Annotated in this window: 22 protein-coding genes and 2 pseudogenes; 18 read left to right on the plus strand and 6 right to left on the minus strand. The window is 72.1% G+C overall.

Annotated features, from left to right (window positions below; genetic code table 11):
• Positions 1 to 3: 3 nt before the first annotated feature.
• A complete protein-coding gene (locus tag R0145_RS07180; protein ID WP_317839670.1) occupies positions 4 to 1857 on the plus strand; it encodes an ABC transporter ATP-binding protein in 1854 nt (617 codons plus the stop codon).
• A gap of 11 nt (positions 1858 to 1868) precedes the next feature.
• On the opposite strand, the gene R0145_RS07185 is transcribed toward R0145_RS07180, so the two are convergent.
• Positions 1869 to 2462 carry a DNA-3-methyladenine glycosylase gene (locus R0145_RS07185; RefSeq protein ID WP_317839671.1) on the minus strand — a complete coding sequence of 198 codons (594 nt, stop codon included), beginning with the start codon at positions 2460 to 2462 and terminating at the stop codon, positions 1869 to 1871.
• 118 nt (positions 2463 to 2580) lie between these two features.
• On the opposite strand from R0145_RS07185, the gene R0145_RS07190 reads away from it, so the two are divergent.
• Entirely contained in the window at positions 2581 to 4902 is a 2322-nt protein-coding gene (locus R0145_RS07190; protein WP_411742083.1) for a 6-phosphofructokinase, read from the plus strand.
• 15 nt (positions 4903 to 4917) lie between these two features.
• Here the strand turns inward: R0145_RS07190 and R0145_RS07195 are convergent, their stop codons facing one another.
• A complete protein-coding gene (locus R0145_RS07195; protein WP_317839672.1) occupies positions 4918 to 5646 on the minus strand; it encodes an IclR family transcriptional regulator in 729 nt (242 codons plus the stop codon).
• 203 nt (positions 5647 to 5849) lie between these two features.
• On the opposite strand from R0145_RS07195, the gene leuC reads away from it, so the two are divergent.
• Together leuC and leuD are read left to right on the plus strand one after the other, a co-directional pair.
• Positions 5850 to 7265: a 3-isopropylmalate dehydratase large subunit gene (gene leuC, locus R0145_RS07200; RefSeq protein WP_317839673.1), complete on the plus strand. Its 1416-nt coding sequence runs from the start codon at positions 5850 to 5852 to the stop codon at positions 7263 to 7265.
• Between the two features lie 11 nt (positions 7266 to 7276).
• Positions 7277 to 7882 (plus strand): 3-isopropylmalate dehydratase small subunit, encoded by a 606-nt coding sequence (leuD, locus tag R0145_RS07205; RefSeq protein WP_317839674.1) that lies wholly within the window; start codon positions 7277 to 7279, stop codon positions 7880 to 7882.
• A gap of 167 nt (positions 7883 to 8049) precedes the next feature.
• Here leuD and R0145_RS07210 read toward each other — a convergent pair whose 3' ends face one another.
• A complete protein-coding gene (locus R0145_RS07210) occupies positions 8050 to 8781 on the minus strand; it encodes a DUF4386 domain-containing protein (protein WP_317839675.1) in 732 nt (243 codons plus the stop codon).
• Positions 8782 to 8930: 149 nt separating this feature from the next.
• Here R0145_RS07210 and R0145_RS07215 point away from each other — a divergent pair, with 149 nt between their 5' ends.
• A complete protein-coding gene (locus R0145_RS07215; protein ID WP_317839676.1) occupies positions 8931 to 9704 on the plus strand; it encodes a TetR/AcrR family transcriptional regulator C-terminal domain-containing protein in 774 nt (257 codons plus the stop codon).
• A gap of 39 nt (positions 9705 to 9743) precedes the next feature.
• Here the strand turns inward: R0145_RS07215 and R0145_RS07220 are convergent, their stop codons facing one another.
• Positions 9744 to 10301 (minus strand): hypothetical protein, encoded by a 558-nt coding sequence (locus R0145_RS07220; protein ID WP_317839678.1) that lies wholly within the window; start codon positions 10299 to 10301, stop codon positions 9744 to 9746.
• 87 nt (positions 10302 to 10388) lie between these two features.
• Here R0145_RS07220 and R0145_RS07225 point away from each other — a divergent pair, with 87 nt between their 5' ends.
• Positions 10389 to 11396: an NAD(P)H-dependent glycerol-3-phosphate dehydrogenase gene (locus tag R0145_RS07225; protein ID WP_317839679.1), complete on the plus strand. Its 1008-nt coding sequence runs from the start codon at positions 10389 to 10391 to the stop codon at positions 11394 to 11396.
• A gap of 75 nt (positions 11397 to 11471) precedes the next feature.
• Positions 11472 to 12590, plus strand: coding sequence for a D-alanine--D-alanine ligase family protein (locus R0145_RS07230; protein ID WP_317839680.1), 1119 nt, complete (start codon positions 11472 to 11474; stop codon positions 12588 to 12590).
• 61 nt (positions 12591 to 12651) lie between these two features.
• Here R0145_RS07230 and R0145_RS07235 read toward each other — a convergent pair whose 3' ends face one another.
• Together R0145_RS07235 and R0145_RS07240 are read right to left on the minus strand one after the other, a co-directional pair.
• Positions 12652 to 13134, minus strand: a complete 483-nt coding sequence (locus tag R0145_RS07235; protein ID WP_317839681.1) for a DUF3515 domain-containing protein — start codon at positions 13132 to 13134, stop codon at positions 12652 to 12654.
• On the minus strand, positions 13131 to 13376 hold the full coding sequence (locus tag R0145_RS07240) for an Lrp/AsnC ligand binding domain-containing protein (protein ID WP_317839682.1): 246 nt from the start codon (positions 13374 to 13376) through the stop codon (positions 13131 to 13133). Before R0145_RS07240 ends, R0145_RS07235 begins: the two co-directional genes overlap by 4 nt.
• An 85-nt stretch (positions 13377 to 13461) precedes the next feature.
• On the opposite strand from R0145_RS07240, the gene R0145_RS07245 reads away from it, so the two are divergent.
• From R0145_RS07245 to R0145_RS07290, 11 genes and pseudogenes are all read left to right on the plus strand, one after another.
• Positions 13462 to 14493, plus strand: a complete 1032-nt coding sequence (locus R0145_RS07245; RefSeq protein ID WP_317839683.1) for a thiamine-phosphate kinase — start codon at positions 13462 to 13464, stop codon at positions 14491 to 14493.
• A complete protein-coding gene (thiD, locus tag R0145_RS07250; protein ID WP_317839684.1) occupies positions 14477 to 15400 on the plus strand; it encodes a bifunctional hydroxymethylpyrimidine kinase/phosphomethylpyrimidine kinase in 924 nt (307 codons plus the stop codon). The genes R0145_RS07245 and thiD overlap by 17 nt, the downstream gene beginning before the upstream one ends.
• Positions 15401 to 15547: 147 nt before the next feature.
• A pseudogene (locus R0145_RS18390) lies at positions 15548 to 16270 on the plus strand (DNA translocase FtsK 4TM domain-containing protein); the annotation flags it as partial.
• Between the two features lie 417 nt (positions 16271 to 16687).
• Positions 16688 to 18241: pseudogene (locus R0145_RS18395) on the plus strand (DNA translocase FtsK); the annotation flags it as partial.
• Between the two features lie 91 nt (positions 18242 to 18332).
• Positions 18333 to 19796, plus strand: a complete 1464-nt coding sequence (gene rimO / locus R0145_RS07260) for a 30S ribosomal protein S12 methylthiotransferase RimO (protein ID WP_317840179.1) — start codon at positions 18333 to 18335, stop codon at positions 19794 to 19796.
• A complete protein-coding gene (gene pgsA, locus R0145_RS07265; protein WP_317839686.1) occupies positions 19793 to 20419 on the plus strand; it encodes a CDP-diacylglycerol--glycerol-3-phosphate 3-phosphatidyltransferase in 627 nt (208 codons plus the stop codon). Before rimO ends, pgsA begins: the two co-directional genes overlap by 4 nt.
• Positions 20420 to 20658: 239 nt before the next feature.
• Positions 20659 to 21123, plus strand: a complete 465-nt coding sequence (locus tag R0145_RS07270; RefSeq protein WP_317840180.1) for a CinA family protein — start codon at positions 20659 to 20661, stop codon at positions 21121 to 21123.
• 54 nt (positions 21124 to 21177) lie between these two features.
• Positions 21178 to 21495, plus strand: coding sequence for a helix-turn-helix transcriptional regulator (locus R0145_RS07275; protein WP_317839687.1), 318 nt, complete (start codon positions 21178 to 21180; stop codon positions 21493 to 21495).
• Between the two features lie 76 nt (positions 21496 to 21571).
• The gene (locus R0145_RS07280) at positions 21572 to 21766 is read left to right on the plus strand and encodes a DUF3046 domain-containing protein (RefSeq protein ID WP_317839688.1); all 195 of its coding nucleotides are present in this window, start codon (positions 21572 to 21574) and stop codon (positions 21764 to 21766) included.
• 598 nt (positions 21767 to 22364) lie between these two features.
• Positions 22365 to 23426, plus strand: a complete 1062-nt coding sequence (gene recA / locus R0145_RS07285) for a recombinase RecA (protein WP_317839689.1) — start codon at positions 22365 to 22367, stop codon at positions 23424 to 23426.
• 80 nt (positions 23427 to 23506) lie between these two features.
• Entirely contained in the window at positions 23507 to 23971 is a 465-nt protein-coding gene (locus R0145_RS07290; RefSeq protein ID WP_317839690.1) for a regulatory protein RecX, read from the plus strand.
• The last annotated feature ends 227 nt before the right edge of the window (positions 23972 to 24198 follow it).

The following is a 24198-nucleotide window of genomic DNA, read 5'->3' on the forward strand; positions in this document are numbered from 1 at the left end:
CCGATGCGATCCCTGCTCCGGATCCTGTCCACCACCAGGGAGCTGTGGCCGTACTACCTCGGGATCGTGGCCAGCTCGCTGCTGATGTCGGTCACCGCCCTGGTGACTCCGTTCCTGATCGGGCGGGCCACCGACGAGGTGGTCGCGCTGGCCGGCGGCCACGGCGGCACCGTCCGGACGCTGGTGCTGCTCGCCGTGGGCCTGCTCGTCGCCGAACTGCTCAACACGGTGCTCACCAATATCGGTGGCTACCTCGGTGACACGATGACGGCCCGGCTGCGGCAGATCCTGTCGGTGCGCTACTTCGCGAAGCTCCTCGGCCTGCCCCAGCGGTACTTCGACGACGAGCTGAGCGGCACCATCATCGGCCGGCTGTCGCGCTCGATCGCCGAGGTGACGAACTTCCTCAAGTCGATGTCCAACACCTTCTTCACCATGCTGGTGACGACCGTGGCGGTGCTGGTGATCAGCGGTCTCTACTCGTGGCCGTTGGCGGTGATGCTGGCGGTGCTGTTCCCGGCGTACATGTGGCTGACCGCCCGGACGTCGACGACCTGGCAGCGGCTGGAGGGGGCGAAGAACGATCTGGTCGACGTCGCCAACGGCCGGTTCTCCGAGGTGATCGGTCAGATCCGGGTGGTGAAGAGCTTCGTCCGGGAGCGTTCCGAGCTGGCGCTCTTCGACGACCGCTACGGTGGCACCATCGGCCTGACCCGCGACCAGGCCCGGCACTGGCACAGCATGGACACCGCCCGGCGGGCCGTGCTCAACCTCGCCTTCCTCGGCATCTACCTGGTGCTGTTCCTGCAGACCGCCCACGGCGCCTTCAGCATCGGGGTGATGGTGCTGCTGTTGCAGCTGATGGGGATGGCCCGCACGCCGGTGACCATGATGAGCTTCATCGTCGACTCCGGGCAGCGGGCCGTCGCCGGGTCGCAGTCGTACTTCGAGGTGCTGGACCAGGTCCCGGAGGCGCGGCGTACGCTACCGGCGGGCCGGCCGGCAACGGCGCCGCTCGACCTCCACGCCTTCGCCTTCCGGCACGTCGACTTCGGTTACCGGCCGGGTCGGCCGGTGCTCCGCGACGTCACCTTCCATGCCGACCCGGGGGAGCGGATCGCCCTGGTGGGGGAGTCCGGCGGCGGGAAGTCCACCCTGGTCAACCTGCTGCTCGGCCTCTATCCGCCCGATGCCGGACTCGTCACCCTGGGCGGCCGCGACATCACCGCGATGCCCGTCGACGAGGTGCGCCGCGACGTCGGGGTGGTCTTCCAGGACCCGTCGCTGTTCTCCGGCACGATCCGGGAGAACATCGCCTACGGCCGGGCGGAGGCCACCGATGCGGAGGTCACCGAGGCGGCCCGGCGGGCCAATGCGGACCGATTCGTCGAGCGCTTCCCGGAGGGCTACGCGGCGCTGATCGGCGAGCGCGGGGTCAAGCTGTCCGGCGGCCAGAAACAGCGGGTCGCGGTGGCCCGGGCGCTGCTCAAGGACGCGCCGGTCCTGGTCCTCGACGAGGCGACGAGTTCGCTGGACACGAAGTCGGAGCGGCTGGTACAGGAGGGGCTGGAGCAGCTGATGGCGGATCGTACGACGCTGATCATCGCCCACCGGCTGTCCACCATCTCCACCGTCGACCGGATCGTCACGCTGCGCGACGGGGCGGTGGACGAGATCGGCACCCCGGCCGAGCTCGCCGTCTCCGGCGGGATCTACGCCGAACTGCTCGCTCTGCAGGCCTCGAACGACCTCACCGACCGGGCCCGGCTCTCGGCGTACGGCATCGACGCGGGGATCGACCCCGGCGATCCGGACGCGCAGCCCGATGTCACTGCAGGGGGGATCGGGCGGGGCTGAGCGGACGCTCGTCAGCCGGTGACGGCCCGCGGATGACGCTTGAACAGCGACACCGACGGCGACGCCGCGTCCCAGAACCGCCAGGGCCGGTCCGCCGCGGTCGACACGTTCACCCGGGGGCCGCTGCCCACGGCGGCCGGGCGGCGCTCCGCCGGCAGCAGCTGCAGCCCACCGCCCCCGAGCAGATCGGCACCGTTGTCGGCGGAGGTGATCCCCAACGCCCGGCAGAGGTTGCCCGGGCCCCGGGCGAGGTCCCGGTCGGTGAGCGGCGAGGCCCGGCGGACCAGCCGCCGCTCCCGGGCCAGGTCCTGCCCGGCCTCGACCTCGCCGGCTCGCAGCAACACCGCCGTGGCGACCCCCTCCGGGCCGCACACCACGTTGCAGCAGACCGACCCGTGCAGCAGGTAGACGTACAGGTGTCCGCTGGGCCCGAACATCACCGCGTTGCGCGCGGTCCGTCCGCGGTAGGCGTGCGAGGCCGGATCGGCGCCACCCTCGTACGCCTCGACCTCGACCAGCCGGACCGTGACCGGGCCCGCCTGCAGCCGGCAGCCGACCAGCAGCGGCGCCACGTCGAGGGCGTGACGGGACAGGTCGGGCAGCACCACGCCACTGTCGCACCCCACTCCCACCCCGCCTCCGGTGGTCCATACACTGGGTCGCGTTCCACGACCCCGGCGGACGCTGGGGCGCCCTGATCGTCCCAGCGGAAGGTTGCCCGCCGTGTTCGAGACCCCCGGACCTGTTCGCATCGGCGTCCTCACCAGCGGTGGCGACGCCCCCGGCATGAACCCCGCGATCCGGGCGGTCGTCCGGTCCGCGATCCAGGCCGGCGCCGAGGTCTTCGCGATCCGCGAGGGCTGGCAGGGCGCCGTCAACGGCGGTGACGACATCGTCCCGATGGAATGGGACGACGTGTCGGGCATCATGCAGCGCGGCGGGACGGTGATCGGCACCGCCCGGTGTCAGGCGTTCCGGGAGCGGGACGGCCGACGGACGGCGGCCCTCAACCTGGTTAGCCACGGGATCGACCGGCTCGCCGTGGTCGGCGGGGACGGCTCCCTCACCGGCGCGGACACGCTGCGCCAGGAGTGGCCCGAGCTGCTCGAGGAACTCGTCGCGGCCGGTCGGCTGGAGCGCGAGGTGGCCGAGGCCTACCCCGACCTGATGATCGCCGGGCTGGTCGGCTCGATCGACAACGACATGGTCGGCACCGACATGACGATCGGCACCGACACCGCCCTGCACCGGATCATCGAGGCGGTCGACGCGATCGCCTCCACCGCCGCCAGCCACCAACGGATCTTCATCGTCGAGGTGATGGGCCGCGAGTGCGGTTACCTGGGGCTGAACAGTGCCGTCGCCGGCGGTGCGGCGTACATGTTCATCCCGGAGGCGCCGCCCGCGGAGGGCTGGCAGCAGCACATGTGCGAGCTGATCCTGCGGGGCCGCGAGGCGGGCCGGCGCGACTCCCTGATCATCGTGGCCGAGGGGGCCCGGGACCGGTCCGGCACCCCGATCAAGTGTGACGACGTCCGCCAGGCGCTGCAGGACAACCTGGGCCAGGACGCCCGGGTGACCATCCTCGGTCACGTCCAGCGCGGCGGTTCCCCCACTGCGTACGACCGGTGGATGTCCTCCATGGTCGGCGTCGCCGCCGCCGAGGAACTCCTCGCCGCGACCCGCAACAGCGTCCCGGTGGTCATCGGGGTGCACCGCAACCGGGTCACCCGCAGCCCGCTGGTCGAGGCGGTCCGAGCCACCCGTGCGATCGGTGACCTGGTCCGGGCCCACGACTTCGACGCCGCCGTCGACGCCCGCGGTGACGGGTTCCGGCGGATGGTGGAGATCTTCAACGCCCTCGCCGAGGCCGAGCCGCGGGTCACCCACGGGCACCGGGCCAAGCGTATCGGGATCCTGCACGCCGGCGGGCTGGCTCCCGGGATGAACACCGCGGTCTGGGCGGCGGTCCGGCTCGGCATCGACGCCGGCCACACCATGCTCGGCATCCAGGGCGGCTTCCCCGGCTTCATGCGCGGCCGGGTCAGCGAGTTCGCCTGGGGCGACGTGGAGGGCTGGACCGGGATGGGCGGTGCCGAGCTCGGCACCCGCCGGGAGGTGCCGCGGGCGGAGGAGCTCTACGGCATCGCCCGCACCATCGAGGAGAACGCGATGGACGCCCTGCTGGTGATCGGCGGGATCAACGCGTACGAGGCCGTCCAGTTGATGATGGACGAGCGGCGCCGCTACCCGGCCTTCGACCTACCGGTGGTGGCGCTGCCGGCCAGTATCGACAACAACCTGCCGGAGTGGCGGATGGCCGTCGGCGCCGATTCCGCGCTGAACGTCGCGATGGAGTCGCTCGACCGGATCAAGCAGTCGGCCGCCGCCAGCCGTCGCTGCTTCGTGGTGGAGACGATGGGGCGCACCTGCGGCTTCCTGGCCCAGGCCAGCGGGCTGGCCGCCGGCGCCGAGCGGGTCTACCTCAACGAGGAGGGCATCACCATCTCGATGCTGGAGGAGGACGTCCGGCAGATGCGGGCGGCCTTCGAGCAGGGCCGGCGGTTCTATCTCGCGGTCCGTAACGAGGACGCCGCCGAGTACTACACCGCGGACTTCCTCGCCCGGCTGTTCGAGGCCGAGGGCGGGGACCTGTTCGACGTCCGGCCGATCATCCTCGGCCACGTCCAGCAGGGCGGCAATCCCACCCCGTTCGACCGGCTGGTGGCGACCCGGCTGGCGGCTGCCGGGATCGAGGAGCTCGACCGGCAGTTCGAGGAGGGCGCCAGCGACTACGTCTTCGCCACCGAGAGCGACGAGGCGTACGCGATGACCCCGTTCAAGGAGTTCGAGGAACTGGTCGACTTCGAGACCCGCCGTCCCCGCCAGCAGTGGTGGATGATGCTGCGCGACGTCGCCGAGAAGGTCAACACCCGCTCGTTCGCGGATCAGCCGCTGGGCACGGCCCCGGGAGAGCTGGCCGCGGCCGAGGCCCGCGGGGAGAAGGCCGGCCGGCGCCGGGCCCGCGGCAAGTTCGCCGGCTGACCTACCGCCTCCGGGTCAGGACTCCTGGCCGCCGGAGCGTCGCAGCACCTCGCTGAGCCGATCCGCCGCGGCCATCACGGCCGGGGCGTGCAGCCGGCCCGGCTGGCGGGTGAGGCGTTCGATCGGCCCGGAGACGCTGACCGCCGCGATCACCTTGCCGGAGGGGGAGCGGACCGGGGCGGACACCGAGGCGACCCCGGGCTCCCGCTCGCCGACCGATTCGGCGAAGCCGTGGCGCCGCACCCCGGTCAGGGCGACGGCGGTGAACTCGGCCGACTCCAGCCCCCGCTGCATCCGGTCCGGGTCCTCCCAGGCCAGCAGGACCTGGGCGGCGGAGCCGGCGGACATGGTGAGCTGGCTGCCGACCGGGACGGTGTCCCGCAGTCCCGAGGACCGCTCGGCGGCGGCCACGCAGATCCGGATGTCGCCCTGGCGGCGGAACAGTTGTGCCGACTCGCCGGTGATGTCGCGCAGCCGGGCCAGTACCGGGCCGGCCGTGGCGACCAGCCGGTCCTCACCGGCGGCGGCGGCCAGCTCGGCGAGCCGTGGGCCGAGCACGAACCGGCCCTGCAGGTCGCGCGCGACGAGGCGATGGTGCTCCAGCGCGACTGCCAGCCGGTGGGCCGTCGGGCGGGCCAGGCCGGTACTCTGGACGAGTCCCGCGAGTGTGGTGGGACCGGTCTCCAGGGCACTCAGCACGAGGGCCGCCTTGTCGAGGACTCCGACTCCGCTTCCGTTATCCATATTTCGATATTGCAGTCTCGGGATGTGAAACGCAAGTCCCTACCGCTACCCGGAACACCCCCGGTCTTGCTACGCTGATCTCAAGAAATGGGACCTCAGTCTTTCATTGTGAGACGCTTCGGGTGGGCCGTCACAGTGCGGCGGCTCCGGCGGTGTCTCACCGGCGGCGTACGGTCCTGGTTGATCCGGATGGAGGACATTCGATGGGTAAGACCCTCAGTGAGAAGGTCTGGGAGGACCATGTGGTCCGGTCCGCGGACGGAGAGCCCGACCTGCTCTACATCGACCTGCAGCTCGCCCACGAGGTGACCAGCCCGCAGGCCTTCGACGGCCTGCGACAGGCCGGGCGCGGGGTGCGCCGGCCCGAGCTGACAATGCTCACCGAGGACCACAACACGCCGACCGACGACATCTTCGCGCCGATCGCCGACCCGGTCTCCAAGCTCCAGCTCGAGACCGTCCGGGCCAATGCGAAGGAGTTCGGCCTGCCGATCCACTCGCTGGGCGACCTCGACCAGGGTGTGGTGCACATCATCGGCCCGCAGCTGGGCCTGACCCAGCCCGGGATGACCATCGTCTGCGGCGACTCGCACACTGCCACCCACGGCGCCTTCGGAGCACTGGCCTTCGGCATCGGTACCTCTGAGGTCGAGCACGTGCTGGCCACCCAGACCCTGCCGCAGGCCCGGCTGAAGACGATGGCGGTCAACGTCGACGGCGAGCTGCCGGACGGGGTCACCGCCAAGGACGTCATCCTGGCGATCATCGCCAGGGTGGGCACCGGCGGCGGTCAGGGCCACGTCGTCGAGTACCGCGGCTCCACCATCGAGAACTTGTCGATGGAGGGCCGGATGACGATCTGCAACATGTCCATCGAGTGGGGCGCCAAGGCCGGCCTGGTCGCGCCCGACGAGAAGACCCTCGCCTATCTGCAGGGCCGCCCGTACGCCCCGCAGGGCGCCGACTGGGACGCAGCGGTGGCCTACTGGCAGACCCTGCGCACCGATGACGACGCCGTCTTCGACGTCGAGATCGACATCGACGCGACACAGCTGAGCCCGTTCGTGACCTGGGGCACCAACCCGGGCCAGGGCGTGCCGCTGGCGGACGCCGTCCCCTCCCCGGCGGACATCGCCGATCCGGTCGACCGGACGGCCGCCGAGAAGGCGCTGGAGTACATGGGGCTGACCGCCGGCACCCCGATGAAGGAGATCCCGGTCGACACCGTCTTCGTCGGCTCCTGCACCAACGGCCGGATAGAGGACCTGCGGCTGGCCGCTGCGATCCTCCGGGGCCGCAAGGTCGCCGACGGGGTGCGGATGCTGGTCGTACCCGGCTCCCAGCGGGTCCGCCGACAGGCGATGGACGAGGGTCTGGACGCGGTCTTCACCGACGCCGGCGCCGACTGGCGGTTCGCCGGCTGCTCGATGTGCCTGGGCATGAACCCCGACCAGCTCAAGCCGGGGGAGCGATCCGCGTCCACCTCGAACCGCAACTTCGAGGGCCGCCAGGGCAAGGGCGGACGGACCCACCTGGTCTCGCCGGCTGTGGCCGCCGCCACCGCGGTCGCCGGTCACCTGGCCGGCCCCGCCGACCTGCCCGTCCTGCAGAACGCCTGAGGAGTATCGCCATGGAGAAGTTCATCGCCCACACCGGCACGGTGCTGCCGCTGCGTCGCAGCAACGTCGACACCGACCAGATCATCCCGGCGGTCTACCTCAAGCGGATCACCAAGACCGGCTTCGAGGACGGCCTGTTCGCCGCCTGGCGCCAGGATCCGGAGTTCATCCTGAACAAGCCGGAGCGGGCCGGCGCCACCATCCTCGTCCCCGGCCCCGACTTCGGCACCGGCTCGTCGCGCGAGCACGCTGTCTGGGCGCTGCAGAACTACGGCTTCCGGGTCGTCATCGGCTCGCGCTTCGGTGACATCTTCCGCAACAACGCCGGCAAGTCCGGACTGCTGGTCGCCGTCGTCCCGCAGGACGTCGTCGAGCAGCTGTGGGACGCCACCGAGGCCGATCCGGCGCTGTCGGTGACCGTCGACCTGGACACGAAGACGATCACCGCCGGTGACCTGGTCGCGCCCTTCGAGGTGGACGACTACACCCGCTACCGCCTGATGAACGGCCTCGACGACATCGGTGTCACCCTCACCCACGAGGACGAGATCGCCGCGTACGAGGCCCGCCGGCCGAGTTGGAAGGTCACCACCCTCCCACTGCGTACGCAGGACTGACACCAGGCCGTACGCGGAGCTGGGCCTGTCGCCCTGCAGCCGCGGCGTCTTCAGTCAGACCCCGCGTGTCCGCCCAGACCCCGCGCGCCGGCGGGCGGGGTCTGGCTGATGCGGCGGTCCCTGGCTGAACCGGCCGCGGCTGTGGAGGATCAGCGGCGCCGGGTCGGTCATTCGATGGCGCGCGCCGGCTCGGCCGCACTGCGGATGAGCCGGGCGACGGCCTCCGGGCGGAAGCCCTTCACAGTGAGCCACAGACCCAACGAGATCTCCCAGAGTGCGACCGGGAGGGCGGCGAGTCCGGCCACCGCGGAAACCTGCTCGACCAGGCCGAACAGCGTGGCGATCGCCGAGGCCATCAGTAGCGGAGCTCCGATGAATCCGACGGCCGGGATGATCCGCGGCACCAGGCCGGATCGGTACATCACGGAGCCGAGGAGTAGAGCGTTCACTGCCGGGATGAGGCCGGGACCGAGCAGGAACGCCCAGTCGTGGATCGCCACCAGGGCCGACGTTGCGGACGAAACCGTCGCGGGGGCCGCGGTGGGACCGTCCGGCACGATGGTCGTCCCCGGCACGATGGTCGTCAGCGAGACCATCGCAGCGACGCCCAGCAGGACGAGCCCGGCCTCCGCCAGCCGTGACATGACGAACCCCAGTGCCGCAGTCTCGCTCTGTCGGCGGGCGATCGGATAGAGCACCACCGCGGTGCCGACGCAACTGCTGGCGAGAACCACTTCGAGCAGTGTGGCGCCGAGCAGGGCGTTCCGGACCGCCGGGCTCGCGAGGGTCGCGGGATCCTTCAGGATGGGTGCCTTCACCGCGAGCGCGGGGATCGACGTGACGACGGTGACGAGATAGAGCAGGCCGGCGGTCAGGGCGAGGCGACGTGGGTGGGACATGGTGGGGGTTCCTCTCGGGCGTCGGCGGGATTGGTGTACGCCGTACACCTCCAGTGTGGGTGTACGCTGTATACCAGTCAAGGTATACCAGCCAAGTCGGTACGCGGACGGAACCGTCCCGACGAAAGACCCGTGTCGAGGGAGGACCCGTGCCCCGTTCGTCGACCCCGGTGCTCGGCCCGGATGAGCCAACTACCCCTGAGTCCAGGGGCGCCAAGCCCCCCGACCCCGTGCGCCCGGCGCTGACCCGGGAACGTGCCCTCCGTGCCGCCGTGGCGCTGGCCGACAGTGACGGGATCGACGCGGTCAGCATGCGTAACCTCGCCGCCCGGCTCGGTGTCACTGCGATGGCGCTGTACAAGCACGTGGCCAGCAAGGAGGACCTGCTCGGCGGGATGGTCGACACGATCATCGCCGAGTACGACCTGCCCGAGGCGGGGAACGGCTGGCGGGGGGCGGTACGACACCGGATCCTGTCGGCGCGCCGCGTGCTGCTCCGGCATCCGTGGGCGCGGCCGGTGATCGAATCGCGGCGGACCCGTACGCCGCAGGTCCTCGCCTACATGGACTCCCTCGCCGGGATGTTCATCGATGGCGGGCTCTCGGTCGATCTGACCCATCACGCGATGCACGCGCTCGGGCACCGGATCTGGGGCTTCAGCCCGGAAGCGTTCGAGGACCCGGAGGCGCTGGCACTCCCGACCGACCCCGCCGAGCGGGAGGCGATGGTGCGGCAGGCGACCCGGACGTATCCGCACATCGTCGCGATCGCCCTGGAATCGGCCGGTGGTCAGGTCTCCGGTGCGGGTGCCGGCTGTGACGAGGAGTTCGAGTTCGCGTTCACGCTGGACCTGCTGCTGGAGGCCTTCCAGCGGCTCCACCAGGCCGGATGGTCGTCACGGGATCGGCCGCACGAGAGCTGAAGGGGTCTCAGCGCTGCCGCAGCCGTCACGTCTCAGGGATCAGTGCCAGGCGCTGATCACCCGGGCGCCGTCGGCCATGGTGACCATCGCCTGCAGACGCTGTCCCGGGCGCAATCCGAGTACCGGGTCCAGCAGCGTCCCGGGGGACAGCTCGGCCCGCCAACCCTCGTCGGTCAGCACGATCCAGGGGCCGCCCCACGGCGTGACCCCCGGAGTGCCCGTCACGGTGACCCCGAGAGGACGCACCGGCGCGTCCACCGGCCCCAGCATCGCCGCGCCGTGCCGCCCCGCACGGGCCCGGGCCGGATCGGCCGGCATTTCGACCTGCTTCGGCACCTGCCCGGCGACGGCGCCGGTGACCTGCGCCGCCGTGCCGTACCACCGCAGCCGTGCGGCGAGCCCGATCCACGGTGACCCCGTCGCGTCGGCCAGTACCACCCCGACCCGGGCGCCGGCCGAGGTCAGCTCGTCGATCCGGTCCAGCAGTGCACACAGGGCGAGCCGGTGCCGGGCCGGTGCGGGCCAGTGCCGGAACGCCGGGGCCCGGTCCGGGTCGGGGGGCAGCAGCCAGTGGACGGAATCGCCGGGGTCGGTCATGCCTCGGATGCTGGCACACCGCCGGGCCCGGCGACCAGCGGGGCGGCGACGGGCCCGGGGACCGACCCGCAACGATAAGCTGACCGGATGGCACAGTGCTGCATCCTCGGAGCCGGCAACTGGGCGACGGCCTTCGCCCGGGTGCTGGCCGACGCCGGACACCACGTCACCGTCGTGGCCCGCCGCCCCGCCGTCGCCGACGGGATCAACCAGCACCGCCACAACCCGGACTACCTGTCCGACATCGACCTCGGCGACCGGGTGGATGCCACCACCGACCCGGTCCGGGGCCTGGCCGGCGTCGACCTGATCGTCCTCGCCCTGCCGGCCCAGCAGCTGCGCGGCTACGTACGCCACCTGGCCACGCTGCCGGTCTGGCGCGACTCGACCGCGCCGGTGCTCAGCCTGGTCAAGGGGATCGAGACCGGCACCGACATGCGGATGAGCGAGGTGATCGCCCAGGCCGGCGGCGTGGCCCCGGAGCGGCTCGCCGTGCTGTCCGGCCCCAACCTGGCCCGGGAGATCGCCGAACGGCAACCCTCACTGTCGGTCGTCGCCGCACACGACCCGGCGGTCGCCCGGCGGATCCAGCAGCTGTGCCTGACCCCGTCGTTCCGCACCTACACCGTCGACGACGTGGTCGGGGTGGAGTTCGCCGGGGCGGCCAAGAACGTCATCGCGTTGGCCGTCGGGATGGGGGAGGGGCTGGGCTACGGGCACAACGCCCTCGCCTCGCTGATCACCCGCGGGCTGCACCAGGTGGCGGCGCTGGGCGAGGCCCTGGGCGGCCGGCGGTCCACCTTCGCCGGCCTGGCCGGACTCGGCGACCTGGTGGCCACCTGCATGTCCCCGCTGTCCCGTAACCGGACCTTCGGCGAGCGGCTGGGGCGCGGTCTCGACGTGGCGGAGGCGTCCCGGGAGAGTGCCGGGGTCGCCGAGGGCGTCGCGACCAGTCGCGCGGTCCGTGACCTGGCCCGGGCGTACGGCGTGGAGATGCCGATCGTCGAGGGCGTGGTGGCGGTGCTGGAGGGGCGGACGACGCCCGCGGCGATGGTGCCCGTGCTGATGGAACGGGAGCCCAAACCGGAGCTGTGACCGGTGCCGGCTCGCGGGGAAGTCGGCCACTCGGGCGGCGGTAGGGTGGTGCCCGTTACCGTCCCAGGAGGTCCGATGACCACGTCCGCCCGCCCGACCGTCGCCGTCGTCTTCGGCGGTGGCAGCTCCGAGCACGGGGTGTCCTGCCTGACCGCAGCGGGGGTGCTGTCGGCGATCGACCGTGAGTGCTACGACCTGGTGGCCGTCGGCATCACCCGGACCGGCCGCTGGGTCCAGCTGGGCGTCGACGAGGTGGTCGCGCTGACCACGGTCGACGGTGTGCTGCCCGAGGTGCCCGAGGATCGGGCCGACGCGGTGCTCTCCCGGACGGCGGATGGAGCCCGGATCGCCTCGGTCGACGGTGACCGGCTGGTCGACGTCCACGACATCGACCTGGTCTTCTCGCTGCTGCACGGCCCGATGGGCGAGGACGGCACGATCCAGGGCCTCTTCGAGATGTACGGCGTGCGCTACGTCGGCTCCGGGGTGACGGCCAGCGCCCTGGCGATGGACAAGATCCGGATGAAACAGGTGATGACCCTCTGCGGGCTGCCGATCGGCCCGTGGGTCGCCATCCGCCCGGCCGAGTGGGCGGCCGATCCGCAGGCCTGCCTGGCGGCGGCCGAGGCGTTGCGGTTCCCGGTCTACGTCAAGCCCGCCCGCGGCGGTTCCAGTGTCGGCATCACCAAGGTGGCGGAACCGTCCGGGCTGCCCGCGGCGATTGCCGAGGCGCACCGTTGGGACCCGCGGGTGATCGTCGAGGAGGGCATCCGCGACGCTCGCGAGCTGGAGTGCGGGGTGCTGCAGGACCCCGCCGGCGGCCGTCCCGGCACCTCGGTGGTGGCCGAGATCGAGATGCACACCGCGTCCGGCTTCTACGACTTCGACGCCAAGTACCTGCCCGAGGAGCAGGTCAGCCTGCACGTCCCGGCCAGCCTCGACCCGGCGATCGCCGAGGCGGTGCGCGAGGTCTCGGTCCGGGTCTTCGAGGCGTTCGACTGCGAGGGCCTGGCCCGGGTCGACTGCTTCCTCACCCAGGACAACCAGGTGCTGGTCAACGAACTCAACACCATGCCCGGGTTCACCCGGTTCTCGATGTTCCCGCAGGTCTGGGCCGCGGCCGGGGTGGCCTACCCGGAGCTGATCGGCCGGCTGATCGAACTGGCGCTGGCGCGCCCCGTCGGCCTGCGCTGAGCCCGGGATCGGCCCCCGGTCGCCGCCGGCCGGGTCCCCGTCCGTCGGTCGATGGGTGCCGTCAGCCGACGCAGGGCCGCAGCAGGGTGTCGTGGTCGGCCACCACGGAGGCCAGTTCGGCGAGCGCGTCGCCGGTGTTGCCGTAGGAGTTCGGCACCCCCACCTGGACGTACGCGGCCCGGCCGACGGTGGTGAACACCGTCCCGGTGACACCGTCCTGGGACCACCAGCCGACGCCGTTCACCTCCAGGCACTGGCTCGTCGGGGTCAGCCCGGCCGGCTGGGGCAGCCCGCAGGCCAGGGTGATCGGCGGATCCCCCCAGGCCACTGCCAGCGAGCCGGTCGTCGCGCGGCGCGGCGACCCCAGCAGAGTGGCCGGGGCGTCGGCCACCAGGGCCGTACAGAGGGCCCTGGTCGCGTCGTCGACCGGCGGATCCGGCAGCTGCACCGGGGCGCTGCAGCCGGCCAGCAGGATCGTCGTGGCGGTCGCGACACCGAGGGCGGCGGGTCGGACACCGAGGGCGGCAGGCCGGGCGTCCCTCACTCGGCCATCACCGGGCAGGTGACGGTGCGGGTGATCCCGTCCACCTCCTGGACCGCCCGGATCAGTCGTCCCAGGGCCAGCATGTCCGCGGCGTGTGCCCGTACGATCACGTCGTACGGCCCGGTCACCCCGTCGGCGCCGGTGACCCCGCCGATGCTGCGGATCGCGGCGATCACCTCCTCGCTGCGCCCCACCTCCGTCTGCACCAGGACGTACGCCTCGACCTTCGCCGTGCCGACCATGGCTTCCCCTTTCCTCGCGCCGGGGGGCGGCCCCCGGTGGCCTCACGCTACCGTGTCGAGGACACCGACACCGACAGGAGTCCCGATGAACCACACCGCCACCTCCGGGCGCACCCCGTGGCCCTACCCCGGCCCCCGCCCCGGGGAGGTGGAGCCCGCCGCCCAGCAGACCATCGCCGACATCGGCGAGTTCGAGCTGATCGACCTGATCACCCGCGGACTGCCCAGCAACGACCAGGTCGAACTGGGCCCCGGTGACGACGCGGCGATCATCCACAGCCGCGGCGGCCGGACGCTGTGCAGCGTCGACGTGCTGGTCGAGGGCGTCCACTTCCGCCGCGACTGGTCGTCGGCGCGGGACATCGGCCGCAAGTCGGTGGCGGTCAACGTGGCGGACATCGAGGCGATGGGGGCCCGCCCGATCGGCATCGTGATGGGCTTCTCCGCGCCGGGCGAGCTGTCCCTGACCTGGGTGCGGTACTTCGTCCAGGGCGTCCGGGAGGAGTGCGACCGGGCCGGGGTGTCGTTGATCGGCGGCGACATCACCAAGTCCCGCGACATCACCGTCTCCGTGACCATCCTCGGCGACACCGGGCCGGAGGGGCCGGTGCTCCGCTCCGGTGCCCGGCCCGGTGACCTGGTCGCCCTCAAGGGACGGGTCGGCTGGGCCGCGGCCGGACTGGCGGCACTGAGCAAGGGCTTCCGCACCCCCAAGGCGGTGGTCGAGGCCCAGCAGGTGCCGCAACCCCCGTACGGGGCCGGGCAGGAGGCCGCCCGGGCGGGCGCCACGGCGATGATCGACGTGTCCGACGGCCTGCTGGGGGATCTGGGCCACGTCGCCCAACGGTCCCAGGTGTCGATCGACGTGCACCGCGCCGCCCTGGGGATGCCCGAGCCGATCCGGTCGGTCGGCCAGGCCACCGGCGTCGACCCGTACGTCTTCCTGCTGACCGGCGGGGAGGACCATGCGCTCGCCGCGACGTTCCCACCGGGGGTGGTGCCCGAGGGCTGGACGGTGATCGGTACGGTCGGGGAAGTACCCACCGCAGGGTGGCCGTCCGTCACCGTGGACGGCAGGCCATGGGAAGGAAAGCAGGGCTATGACCACTTCCACTGAACGGGCCGGCTCCCCGGACGGGGCCGCCGAGGCGCGCCCGGCGGCGCTGCCGACCGCCCGGGTGCTGACGATCGCGGGCACCGACTCCGGTGGGGGAGCGGGGGTGCCGGCCGATCTGAAGGCGATGATGGCGTTGGGGACGCACGGCATGTGCGTGGTCACCGCGGTCACCGCCCAGAACTCGGTCGGTGTCCAGGGCGCCTGGCCGCTGCCGCTGGAGGCGATCCGCGGGCAGTTCCGCAGTGTGGTCGACGACATCGGCGTGGACGCCCTCAAGACCGGGATGCTCGCGTCCGCGGAGATCGTCGCGACGGTGGCCGAACTGGTCGACACCGTGCCCCGCCGCACCGACGGGTCCCGGGTCCCGCTGGTGGTCGACCCGGTGGCGATGTCGAAGCACGGCGACCCGCTGCTGGCCGCCGACGCGGTCAGCACCCTGCGATCCGCGCTGCTGCCGTTGGCCACCGTGCTCACCCCGAACCTGCCCGAGGCGGCCCTGCTGACCGGACTGTCGGCGGCGACGCCGCCGGCCATCCTGGCCGGGGCGCTGCTGGAGCTCGGGGCCGACTGGGTGCTGATCAAGGGCGGGCACAAGGCGGGCGACGCCGACGACCTGCTGGTCTCCTACACCGGTGAGCGGCACGTGTTCCGCGCCCAGCGGGCCGACAACACCCACACCCACGGCACCGGCTGCACGATGGCCTCGCTGATCGCTGCCGGCCTCGGCCAGGGGCTCACCGCTCCCGAGGCGGTCGGTCTGGCGAAGCGGTTCATGATCGGGGCGATCCCGGCCGGCTACGCCCTCGGCCGGGGGATCGGGCCGGTCGATCCGCTCTGGCACCTGCGCGACGCGCTGGCCGAGGGGGGCTGGACGCCCGGGCCGCGGCTGCGGACCGCCGAGGGCTGAGTCCCGCGGCCCGAGCGTACGACGCCGGTCGGGCCGGGGCTGGTGCCGGTGCCGCCCAGACGGGGCAGGGCCGGTCGGCCGGGCGGGGACCGGCCCCCCGGCGTGTGCACCCCGAGCCGGTTGCCCCGATGGCCTAGGGTCGGTGCCATGGCGACACGCGCGACTTCCCCTGCGCGTTCCTCCGGCGGGCGGACCTCGACGCAGGCCCGCTCCGGTGGAGCACGCTCCGGGGGCTCCAAGGGATCTTCGACGAGCACCCGCGGCAGGGGTGGCTCGTCCTCGTCCCGCGCGCCGCAGAAGCGTTCCTCGAACGGGCGTCGTACGCCGCCACCACGGCCCCGCAACCCCTTCGTCGTGCTCTGGGACGGGCTGGCCGGGCTGGTCGCCGCGGGCGTCCGCTCGATCGGCAGCACCGCCCGGGACGTCCCCCCGGACCTGCGCCGGGACGGCGTCGGCCTGGCCCTGATCGGCGCCACCATCGTGCTGGCCGCCGAGTTCTGGTGGGGCCTGCCCGACCCGGTCGGCGGCTGGCTGACGTACGCCGTCACCTCCGTCATCGGGATGGCTGCGTACGCCTCACCACTGCTCACCGGCACGATGGCCTGGCGGACCATCCGGCACCCGGACACCACCGGGCCGGCCGGGCGACAGGTGGTCGGCTGGTTGACCGCCGGCCTGGGCCTGCTCGGCCTGGTCAGCGTCGCCCACGGCCTGCCGCGTCCCGCCGATCCGGTGGCGCTGCGGGAGGCCGGCGGCGTGCTCGGCTTCGTGTCGTCGAGTGTGCTCACCGACCTGATGACCGCCTGGGTGTCGGTGCCGCTGATGGTGCTGCTCACCTTCTACGGCGTCATCCTGATCGTCGGCATCCCGCTGCACGAGATCCCGGCCCGGATCAACGAGGCTCGCGACCACCGGCTCCGCGCCACCGAACGCCCGGAGTACGGCCTCGACGAGCAGGCGTACGACACCCCGATCATCGGCGAGCGGCGCCGGAGCCGGCCGGTCCGTGGAGCCGAGCCCGAGGATGACGGGGCCGGCGACGACGAGCAGTCCCGGACCACGCCGGCCCCCGGGCGTCAGCGACGCCGCTCCCGCGAGGACAGTGTGGTGATCGCCCGGGCGCCCGGGTCGCGGGAGCGGCCCGATCCGGCCGACCCGCGGCCAAGGGAGCGGACCGACCTGACCGACATCGACCCGATGGCCTTCGACACCGGCGTCGACGCCACCCCGGTGCCCCGCCCGGCCCCGCCGGCCACCGCGGTCGAGGCGGCGAAGACCGGCCCGGTCACCGCCGGACTGCCGGTCCGGGTCACCGTCAACGCGCCGGCCGAGACCCCGGACGACTCGCCGTTGCCGCAGCGCGTCGAACAGGTCGGCGACGTCGAGTACCGACTGCCGGAGATGACGGTGCTCAAGGCCGGCACCCCGCCGCAGCCCCGGACGCCGGCCAACGACGAGATCGTGCACCGGCTGACCGAGGTGTTCGACGAGTTCGACATCGACGCCCGGGTCACCGGCTACACCCGTGGCCCGACCGTCACCCGCTACGAGGTCGAGCTCGGCCCCGGCGTCAAGGTCGAGAAGGTGCTGAACGTCTCCAAGAACATCGCCTACGCGGTGGCCAGCGCCGACGTCCGGATCCTGTCGCCGATCCCCGGCAAGTCCGCGATCGGCGTGGAGATCCCCAACAAGGACAAGGAGATCGTCTCGCTCGGCGACGTGCTGCGCTCCACCAAGGCACGCAACGACCACGAGCCGATGACGGTCGGTCTCGGCAAGGACGTCGAGGGCGGCTACGTACTGGCCAACATGGCGAAGATGCCGCACCTGCTCGTCGCCGGCGCCACCGGGTCGGGCAAGTCCTCGTTCGTGAACTCGATGATCACCTCGATCCTGATCCGGTCGACACCCGACGAGGTCCGGATGATCCTGGTCGACCCGAAGCGGGTCGAGCTCACCGCGTACGACGGCATCCCGCACCTGGTCACCCCGATCATCACCTCGCCGAAGAAGGCGGCCGAGGCGCTGCAGTGGGTGGTCCGGGAGATGGACCAGCGCTACGACGACCTGGCCGAGTTCGGGTTCAAGCACGTCAAGGACTTCAACAAGGCGGTCCGGGCCGGGCAGGTGCAGCCGCCGGCCGGGTCGGAGCGCGACCTGCGCCCCTACCCGTACCTGCTGGTGATCGTCGACGAGCTGGCCGACCTGATGATGGTCGCGCCGCGGGACGTGGAGGACTCGATCGTCCGGATCACCCAGCTCGCCCGCGCCGCCGGCATCCACCTGGTGCTGGCCACCCAGCGCCCGTCCACCGACGTCGTCACCGGCCTGATCAAGGCCAACGTGCCGTCCCGGCTCGCCTTCGCGACCTCGTCGATGACCGACTCCCGGGTCATCCTCGACCAGCCCGGCGCCGAGAAGCTGGTCGGCCAGGGCGACGGCCTGTTCCTGCCGATGGGCGCCTCCAAGCCGGTCCGGGTGCAGGGGTCGTGGGTCACCGAACAGGAGATCCGCGACGTCGTCGACATCGTCAAGAACCAGCTGCCGGCGCACTACCGCGAGGACGTCGTCGCGCCCGCCGCCGCGAAGAAGGTCGCCGAGGACATCGGCGACGACATGGAGCTGGTGCTGGAGGCCGCCCAGCTGGTGGTCACCCTGCAGCTCGGGTCGACCTCGATGCTGCAGCGGAAGCTGCGGGTCGGGTTCGCCAAGGCCGGCCGACTGATGGACATCCTGGAGACCCGCGGTGTCGTCGGGCCCTCGGAGGGCTCCAAGCCGCGCGACGTGATGGTGAAGCCGGACGACCTCGACGAGGTACTGGAGAACCTGCAGCAGGCCTGACGGTCGCCGCCCGCCGGCCCGGCACAGGAGCCGGCGGGCGCGCGGGTGGGGGATACTGGACGGCATCATGAGTGGCGAAACATCAGACCTGCTGTCGGTGCACCTGGTCTCCCTGGGCTGTGCGCGCAACGACGTCGATTCCGGAGAACTCGCGGCCCGGCTGGCCGAGGGAGGCTTCCGCCTCGTCGACGACGCCGAGGGCGCCGACGCGGTGATGGTGAACACCTGCGGCTTCATCACCCAGGCCAAGCAGGAGTCGGTCGACGTGCTGCTCGACGCTGCCGAGCTGAAGGCCGAGGGGCGTACCCGGGCCGTCGTCGCCGTCGGCTGTCTGGCCGAGCGCTACGGCGCCGACCTGGCCGCCGAACTGCCGGAGGCCGACGTGCTGGGTTTCGACGACTACGACGACATCGCAGCCCGGCTGCAGGGCATCCTCCACGGGGCGCGCCCGACCCCGCACGTCCCCCGCGACCGCCGCGAACTGCTGCCGATCACCCCGGTCGAGCGCCAGGCGGCCGTCGACCGGGTCGTGGTGCCCGGGGTGACCCACGCCGGTGCCGGCCACCTCCCGGCCAGCGGCCCGCGGGTGTTCCACCGGCGACTCTCCGGCGCCCCCTCCGCACCGCTGAAGATCGCCTCCGGCTGCGACCGCCGGTGCGCCTTCTGCGCCATCCCCTCCTTCCGCGGATCGTACCTGTCCCGGCCGGTGGACGACATCGTCGCGGAGGCCCGCTGGCTGGCGAGCCAGGGCGTCCGCGAGGCCTTCCTGGTTTCCGAGAACACCTCCTCCTACGGCAAGGACCTCGGGCCCGGCGCGGACCTGGAGACCCTGCTGGTGGCGCTGTCCGGGATCGAGGAACTGCCCTGGCTCCGGGTCAGCTACCTGCAGCCCGCCGAGATCCGGCCCGGACTGGTCGAGACGATGGGCCGGCTGGACAGCGTGGTGGACTACTTCGACCTGTCCTTCCAGCACGCCGCCCCCGAGGTGCTGCGCCGGATGCGGCGGTTCGGCGATCCCGACGCCTTCCTCGGCCTGATCGACCGGGTCCGTTCCGCTGCCCCACGGGCCGGCATCCGGGCCAACGTCATCGCCGGCTTCCCCGGCGAGACCGAGCAGGACGTGGAGCTGCTGGCGGACTTCCTGCGCGCCGCGCGGCTGGACGTGTGCGGAGTCTTCGGCTACTCCGACGAGGAGGGCACCGAGGGCGTACGGCTCGACGGACACCTGTCCGAGGACGAGATCGAGGACCGCCGCGCGATGCTCGCCGACCTGGTCCTCGAGGTGATGGAGGAGCGCGCCGCCGACCGGATCGGCGAGGAGGTGACGGTCCTGCTGGAGGAGCGCGACGAGGACGACGCCCGCTGGGTCGGCCGCGCCGCCCACCAGGGGCCCGAGGTCGACGGGGTGACCGTCCTCGACCTGTCCGGTCCGGGGGATGCTCCGGGCGGCGGCACTCCGGGCCGGCCGTACGCGGTCGGTGACCTCGTCCGGGCCCGGGTGACCGGCGCCGAGGGCATCGACCTGGTGGCCCGCCCGCTGGAGGAGCGACGATGAGCAGCCAGGAGCCGAGCACCGAGGCCGGCACCGAGCCGTCGCCCTGGAACGTTCCCAACGCGCTCACCGTGCTGCGGATCCTGCTGGTGCCGTTGTTCGGCTGGATGCTGCTCGCCCACCCGGAGGCGGCCGGCTGGCGGTGGGCCACCACCGGGGTGTTCGTCCTGGCGATGGCGACCGACTTCGTCGACGGACGACTGGCCCGCTCGCACAACCTGATCACCAGCTTCGGCAAGCTGATGGACCCGATCGCCGACAAGGCGCTCACCGGGATGGCGTTCATCGGACTGAGCATCATCGGCGAGCTGTGGTGGTGGGTGACGATCGTCATCCTGCTGCGCGAGTGGGGCATCACCGTGATGCGCTTCTTCATCCTCAAGTACGGCGTGATGGCGGCCAACCGCGGCGGGAAGCTGAAGACGATGACCCAGTCGGCCGCCCTGGTCCTCTACCTGCTGCCGCTGCCCGCTGCCGGCCTGTCCTTCGGCGGGATCGTCGAGGTGGTGTCCTGGGTGCTGATGGCGGCGGCCTTCCTGCTCACCGTGCTCACCGGTCTGGACTACCTGCGGGAGGCCGCCCGGATGCGGGCCGGCTACCTCGCCACCCACCCCGACGCCCGATGATCCGCCCCGACCTTCCCCCGGACCACTGGCCGGCCGACCCGGCGCCCTGGGACTACCCGTCGGTGGACCTCCGGCCGGCGGACCGGCCGCCCGTGGACCTGCTGCTCGCCATGGACCTTCCGCCGGTGGAGCTGGCGTCCGGGCGGGGCGCGATCCGGACGGCCGACGTCGTCGCGGCCGCGTCGCCCAGCAACGCGCCGGTCTCCCGCGGGGCCGCGCCCAGCGAGGCGGCGTACGCCCTGGCGGCGGCGGTGTTGGGGCTCCTCGAACGCGGATCGGCCACCCTGGCGACCTGTGAGTCGCTCACCGGTGGCCTGCTGGGCGCGACGCTGACCTCCGTGCCCGGCGCCTCGGCGGTCTTCCGCGGCGGCCTGATCACCTACGCCACCGACCTCAAGCACACCCTGGCCCGGGTGGACCCGGGCGAGCTGGCTCGGGACGGGGCGGTGGCCCCGTCCACCGCGCTGGCCATGGCGGCCGGGGCCAGGGAGGTCTGCGCGGCCGACTGGGGGGTGGCCGTCACCGGCGTGGCCGGACCCGACCCCCAGGAGGGCCATTCCGCGGGCACGGTCTTCATCGCAGTGGCCGACGGATCGGGGGCGGCGGTGCGGCAGTACCGTCTCGACGGCGACCGCCACACCATCCGCACCCGGACCGTCGAGGCCGCCCTCCGCCAGCTGACCGAGGCCTACCGGAGCCGCTGACTCGGCGCGCGAGTCCGGGTGGGCGGGTGATCGCCCGGCGGGTAAGCTGACGCCATGACCCCTGTCAGCGACATCACCCGGCCCGCGCTGATGCGCGAGCACCTCGGCGCCGCCCTGCGCTCCGAGCGCGTGACACAGGGGAAGACCCTCCGGGACGTGTCGCGTCGCGCCGGGGTCAGCCTGGGCTACCTCTCGGAGGTCGAACGGGGCCAGAAAGAGGCCTCCAGCGAGCTCCTCGCGGCGATCTGCGGCGCACTCAACGTCCCGATGTCCCATGTGATCGGGGACGTCGCCGAGCGGATGGCAGTCACCGAACGCAACATCACCCCGCTCCCACTGCGGCCGCCGCAGGCGACCGCAACCGCTGCCTGATCCGGTCCGACCGGAGCGCCCGGCCCGTCGGGACGCCCGCTCGGGTGGTGCCGGCAGCTGCGGGTACTGTGTCCGGATGCGGGAGACGGAGCTGTGGCGCAGGCTCGAGCGCCATCTCGGGCCGGGATACGCCAGGGTGTGGGCGGAGCAACACGTGATGGCCGACCTGGCGGGCCGCACTGTGGTCGAAGCCCTTGCCGCCGGGGTGCCCCCCAAGACTGTCTGGCGGGCCTGCTGGGCCGCTCTGGAACTGCCGCCGTCGGAGCGCTGACCCGGGTCCGCCCCCGCGGCGGCCGTCCGGTCCCCAGCGGCCGGAGCGGCGGCGCGCCGACTGCCGAGCGACACGCGTACGACACGCCGATGGATTCGCACAGGATCGAACACCTGTTCGGTAAGTTGTCCACCGACGACGTACCACCCACGTCATCCGTCCCCAGCCGACAAGAGGCTCGCGGCAGTGTCAGTGGTCGAGCCTAGTGTTGTCGACGATGACGACGACGGCGAGGAAGACCGACGGACAAGGCGGCCCCGAGCGAAGCGATGGGGGCGCACCGGGATCGACAACAGCAGGACCGACACCACCAGGACGGGCGACACGACAACCAACAGCGCGCAGGCCGGCCGCGCGGAAGGCGGCCACCGGCGGATCGGCCGTCCCCAGGGTGGCCGCAGGTAGGACGGCCGCTCCGAGGGCGGCCGCAGGTAGGACGGCCGCTCCGAGGGCGGCCACAGCGAGAACGGCGACCGCGAAGAGCGGCGACAACGACAACCGACGACAACGGGGCCCGGGCACGAGACGCGCGGCCCCCGACCTCCCCGCCAAGCGGGGAACGAACGTCCCGGCGACGGGGAGACGAAAGGGCGAGCCGATGGCAGTCAACAACCGCGAGCAGGCGCTGAACGCCGCGCTCGGCCAGATCGAGAAGCAGTACGGCAAGGGCTCGGTGATGCGTCTGGGGGACAGGACGCACGCCAACATCGAGGTGATCCCCACCGGGTCGGTGGCACTGGACATCGCGCTCGGCGTCGGTGGCCTGCCGCGCGGCCGGATCGTCGAGATCTACGGCCCGGAGTCCTCGGGCAAGACGACCGTGGCGCTGCACGCAGTCGCACAGGCGCAGAAGCAGGGCGGCATCTGCGCCTTCATCGACGCCGAGCACGCGCTGGATCCCGAGTACGCCAAGAAGCTCGGGGTCGACACGGACGCACTGTTGGTCAGCCAGCCGGACAACGGCGAGCAGGCCCTGGAGATCGCCGACATGCTGGTCCGCTCCGGGGCTCTGGCCCTCCTCGTCATCGACTCGGTGGCGGCCCTGACCCCGCGGGCTGAGATCGAGGGTGAGATGGGTGACTCGCACGTCGGGCTGCAGGCCCGGCTGATGAGCCAGGCGTTGCGCAAGATGACCGGTGCACTCAGCAGCGCCGCCACCACGGCGATCTTCATCAACCAACTCCGCGAGAAGATCGGCGTCATGTTCGGCAACCCGGAGACCACCACCGGTGGCCGGGCGCTGAAGTTCTACGCCTCGGTACGCCTCGATGTGCGGCGGATCGAGACGCTGAAGGACGGCACCGAGATGGTCGGCAACCGGACCCGGGTCAAGGTGGTCAAGAACAAGGTGGCCCCGCCGTTCAAGCAGGCCGAGTTCGACATCATCTACGGCGAGGGCATCAGCCGCGAGGGTTCGCTGATCGACATGGGGGTGGAGACCGGTCTGGTCCGCAAGGCCGGCGCCTGGTTCACCTACGACAGCGACCAGCTCGGCCAGGGCAAGGAGAACGCCCGCAACTTCCTCAAGACCCACCCCGAGGTGGCCACCGAGCTGGAGACCAAGATCAAGGCCAAGATGGGCATCGGTGTCGCAGCGGACCCCGAGGGTGCCGATGCCGAGGAGGACATCGACCCGGAGACCGGTGAGGTGAAGTTCTGAACACTCGTGGACGTCGCGCTCCGGGGCCGGAGGAGAACCCGGACCCGGAGGCCGACCCGTACGATGTCGCGCGGGAGATCGTGCTGCGTCGGCTCACCGAGCGGTCCCATTCGCGGCGCGAGCTGGAGCAGGCCCTGGCGAAGCGGCACACGGATCCGGACGTGGCCACGGCGGTGCTCGACCGGCTGACGGAGGTCGGACTGGTCGACGACCGGACCTTCGCCGAGGCCTGGGTCACCTCCCGACAGGAACGCAAGCACCTGTCCGGACGGGCCCTGCGGGACGAACTGGTCAGGAAGGGCGTCGACCGGGACATCATCGACGACGTGCTGCGGGCGGTCGATGCCGACCGGGAGTACGACGCCGCGCTGGCGCTGGCCGAGCGCAAGGTCCGGTCGATGGCCGGACTGGTCCCCGAGGTCCGCCGGCGGAGACTGGTCGCGGCCCTGGCCCGCCGCGGCTTCTCCGCCTCGGTGAGCTCCCGGGTGCTGGCCGCCGTCGACCTCGACGGAGGCGATGGAGCCTGGTTCGGCGAGGAACAGTGAGGGCCGACACGGCCGCCGAGGAAGCCAAGGTTCAGCACGGTTTGCCGACCCTCAGTAAAATGCCCGCTGAGGGTAGTGCAGTGACCTTCACAGACGCGTGATCCTTCATCGACGTACGTGATGCATATCGGGGTCGGACGATCCCACGCACGATAGAGATGGTTACCGGGGTGGCCGGCATCAGCAGATGTCCGGCCATTCGGTGCACCACGCTGTAGCGCCCTCCC

The organism is Raineyella sp. W15-4 (assembly GCF_033170155.1).
Classification (GTDB): Bacteria; Actinomycetota; Actinomycetes; order Propionibacteriales; family Propionibacteriaceae; genus Raineyella.

Coding starts and splice junctions, on each gene's coding strand:
- R0145_RS07195 (WP_317839672.1), bottom strand. CDS start 5,646: ATGGATAACGGAAGCGGAGTCGGAGTCCTCGACAAGGCGGCCCTCGTG.
- R0145_RS07220 (WP_317839678.1), bottom strand. CDS start 10,301: ATGACCGACCCCGGCGATTCCGTCCACTGGCTGCTGCCCCCCGACCCG.
- R0145_RS07280 (WP_317839688.1), top strand. CDS start 21,572: ATGCGGGAGACGGAGCTGTGGCGCAGGCTCGAGCGCCATCTCGGGCCG.
- R0145_RS07245 (WP_317839683.1), top strand. CDS start 13,462: ATGAACCACACCGCCACCTCCGGGCGCACCCCGTGGCCCTACCCCGGC.
- thiD (WP_317839684.1), top strand. CDS start 14,477: ATGACCACTTCCACTGAACGGGCCGGCTCCCCGGACGGGGCCGCCGAG.
- R0145_RS07275 (WP_317839687.1), top strand. CDS start 21,178: ATGACCCCTGTCAGCGACATCACCCGGCCCGCGCTGATGCGCGAGCAC.
- recA (WP_317839689.1), top strand. CDS start 22,365: ATGGCAGTCAACAACCGCGAGCAGGCGCTGAACGCCGCGCTCGGCCAG.
- R0145_RS07240 (WP_317839682.1), bottom strand. CDS start 13,376: ATGGTCGGCACGGCGAAGGTCGAGGCGTACGTCCTGGTGCAGACGGAG.
- leuD (WP_317839674.1), top strand. CDS start 7,277: ATGGAGAAGTTCATCGCCCACACCGGCACGGTGCTGCCGCTGCGTCGC.
- pgsA (WP_317839686.1), top strand. CDS start 19,793: ATGAGCAGCCAGGAGCCGAGCACCGAGGCCGGCACCGAGCCGTCGCCC.
- R0145_RS07210 (WP_317839675.1), bottom strand. CDS start 8,781: ATGTCCCACCCACGTCGCCTCGCCCTGACCGCCGGCCTGCTCTATCTC.
- R0145_RS07230 (WP_317839680.1), top strand. CDS start 11,472: ATGACCACGTCCGCCCGCCCGACCGTCGCCGTCGTCTTCGGCGGTGGC.
- leuC (WP_317839673.1), top strand. CDS start 5,850: ATGGGTAAGACCCTCAGTGAGAAGGTCTGGGAGGACCATGTGGTCCGG.
- R0145_RS07180 (WP_317839670.1), top strand. CDS start 4: ATGCGATCCCTGCTCCGGATCCTGTCCACCACCAGGGAGCTGTGGCCG.
- R0145_RS07225 (WP_317839679.1), top strand. CDS start 10,389: ATGGCACAGTGCTGCATCCTCGGAGCCGGCAACTGGGCGACGGCCTTC.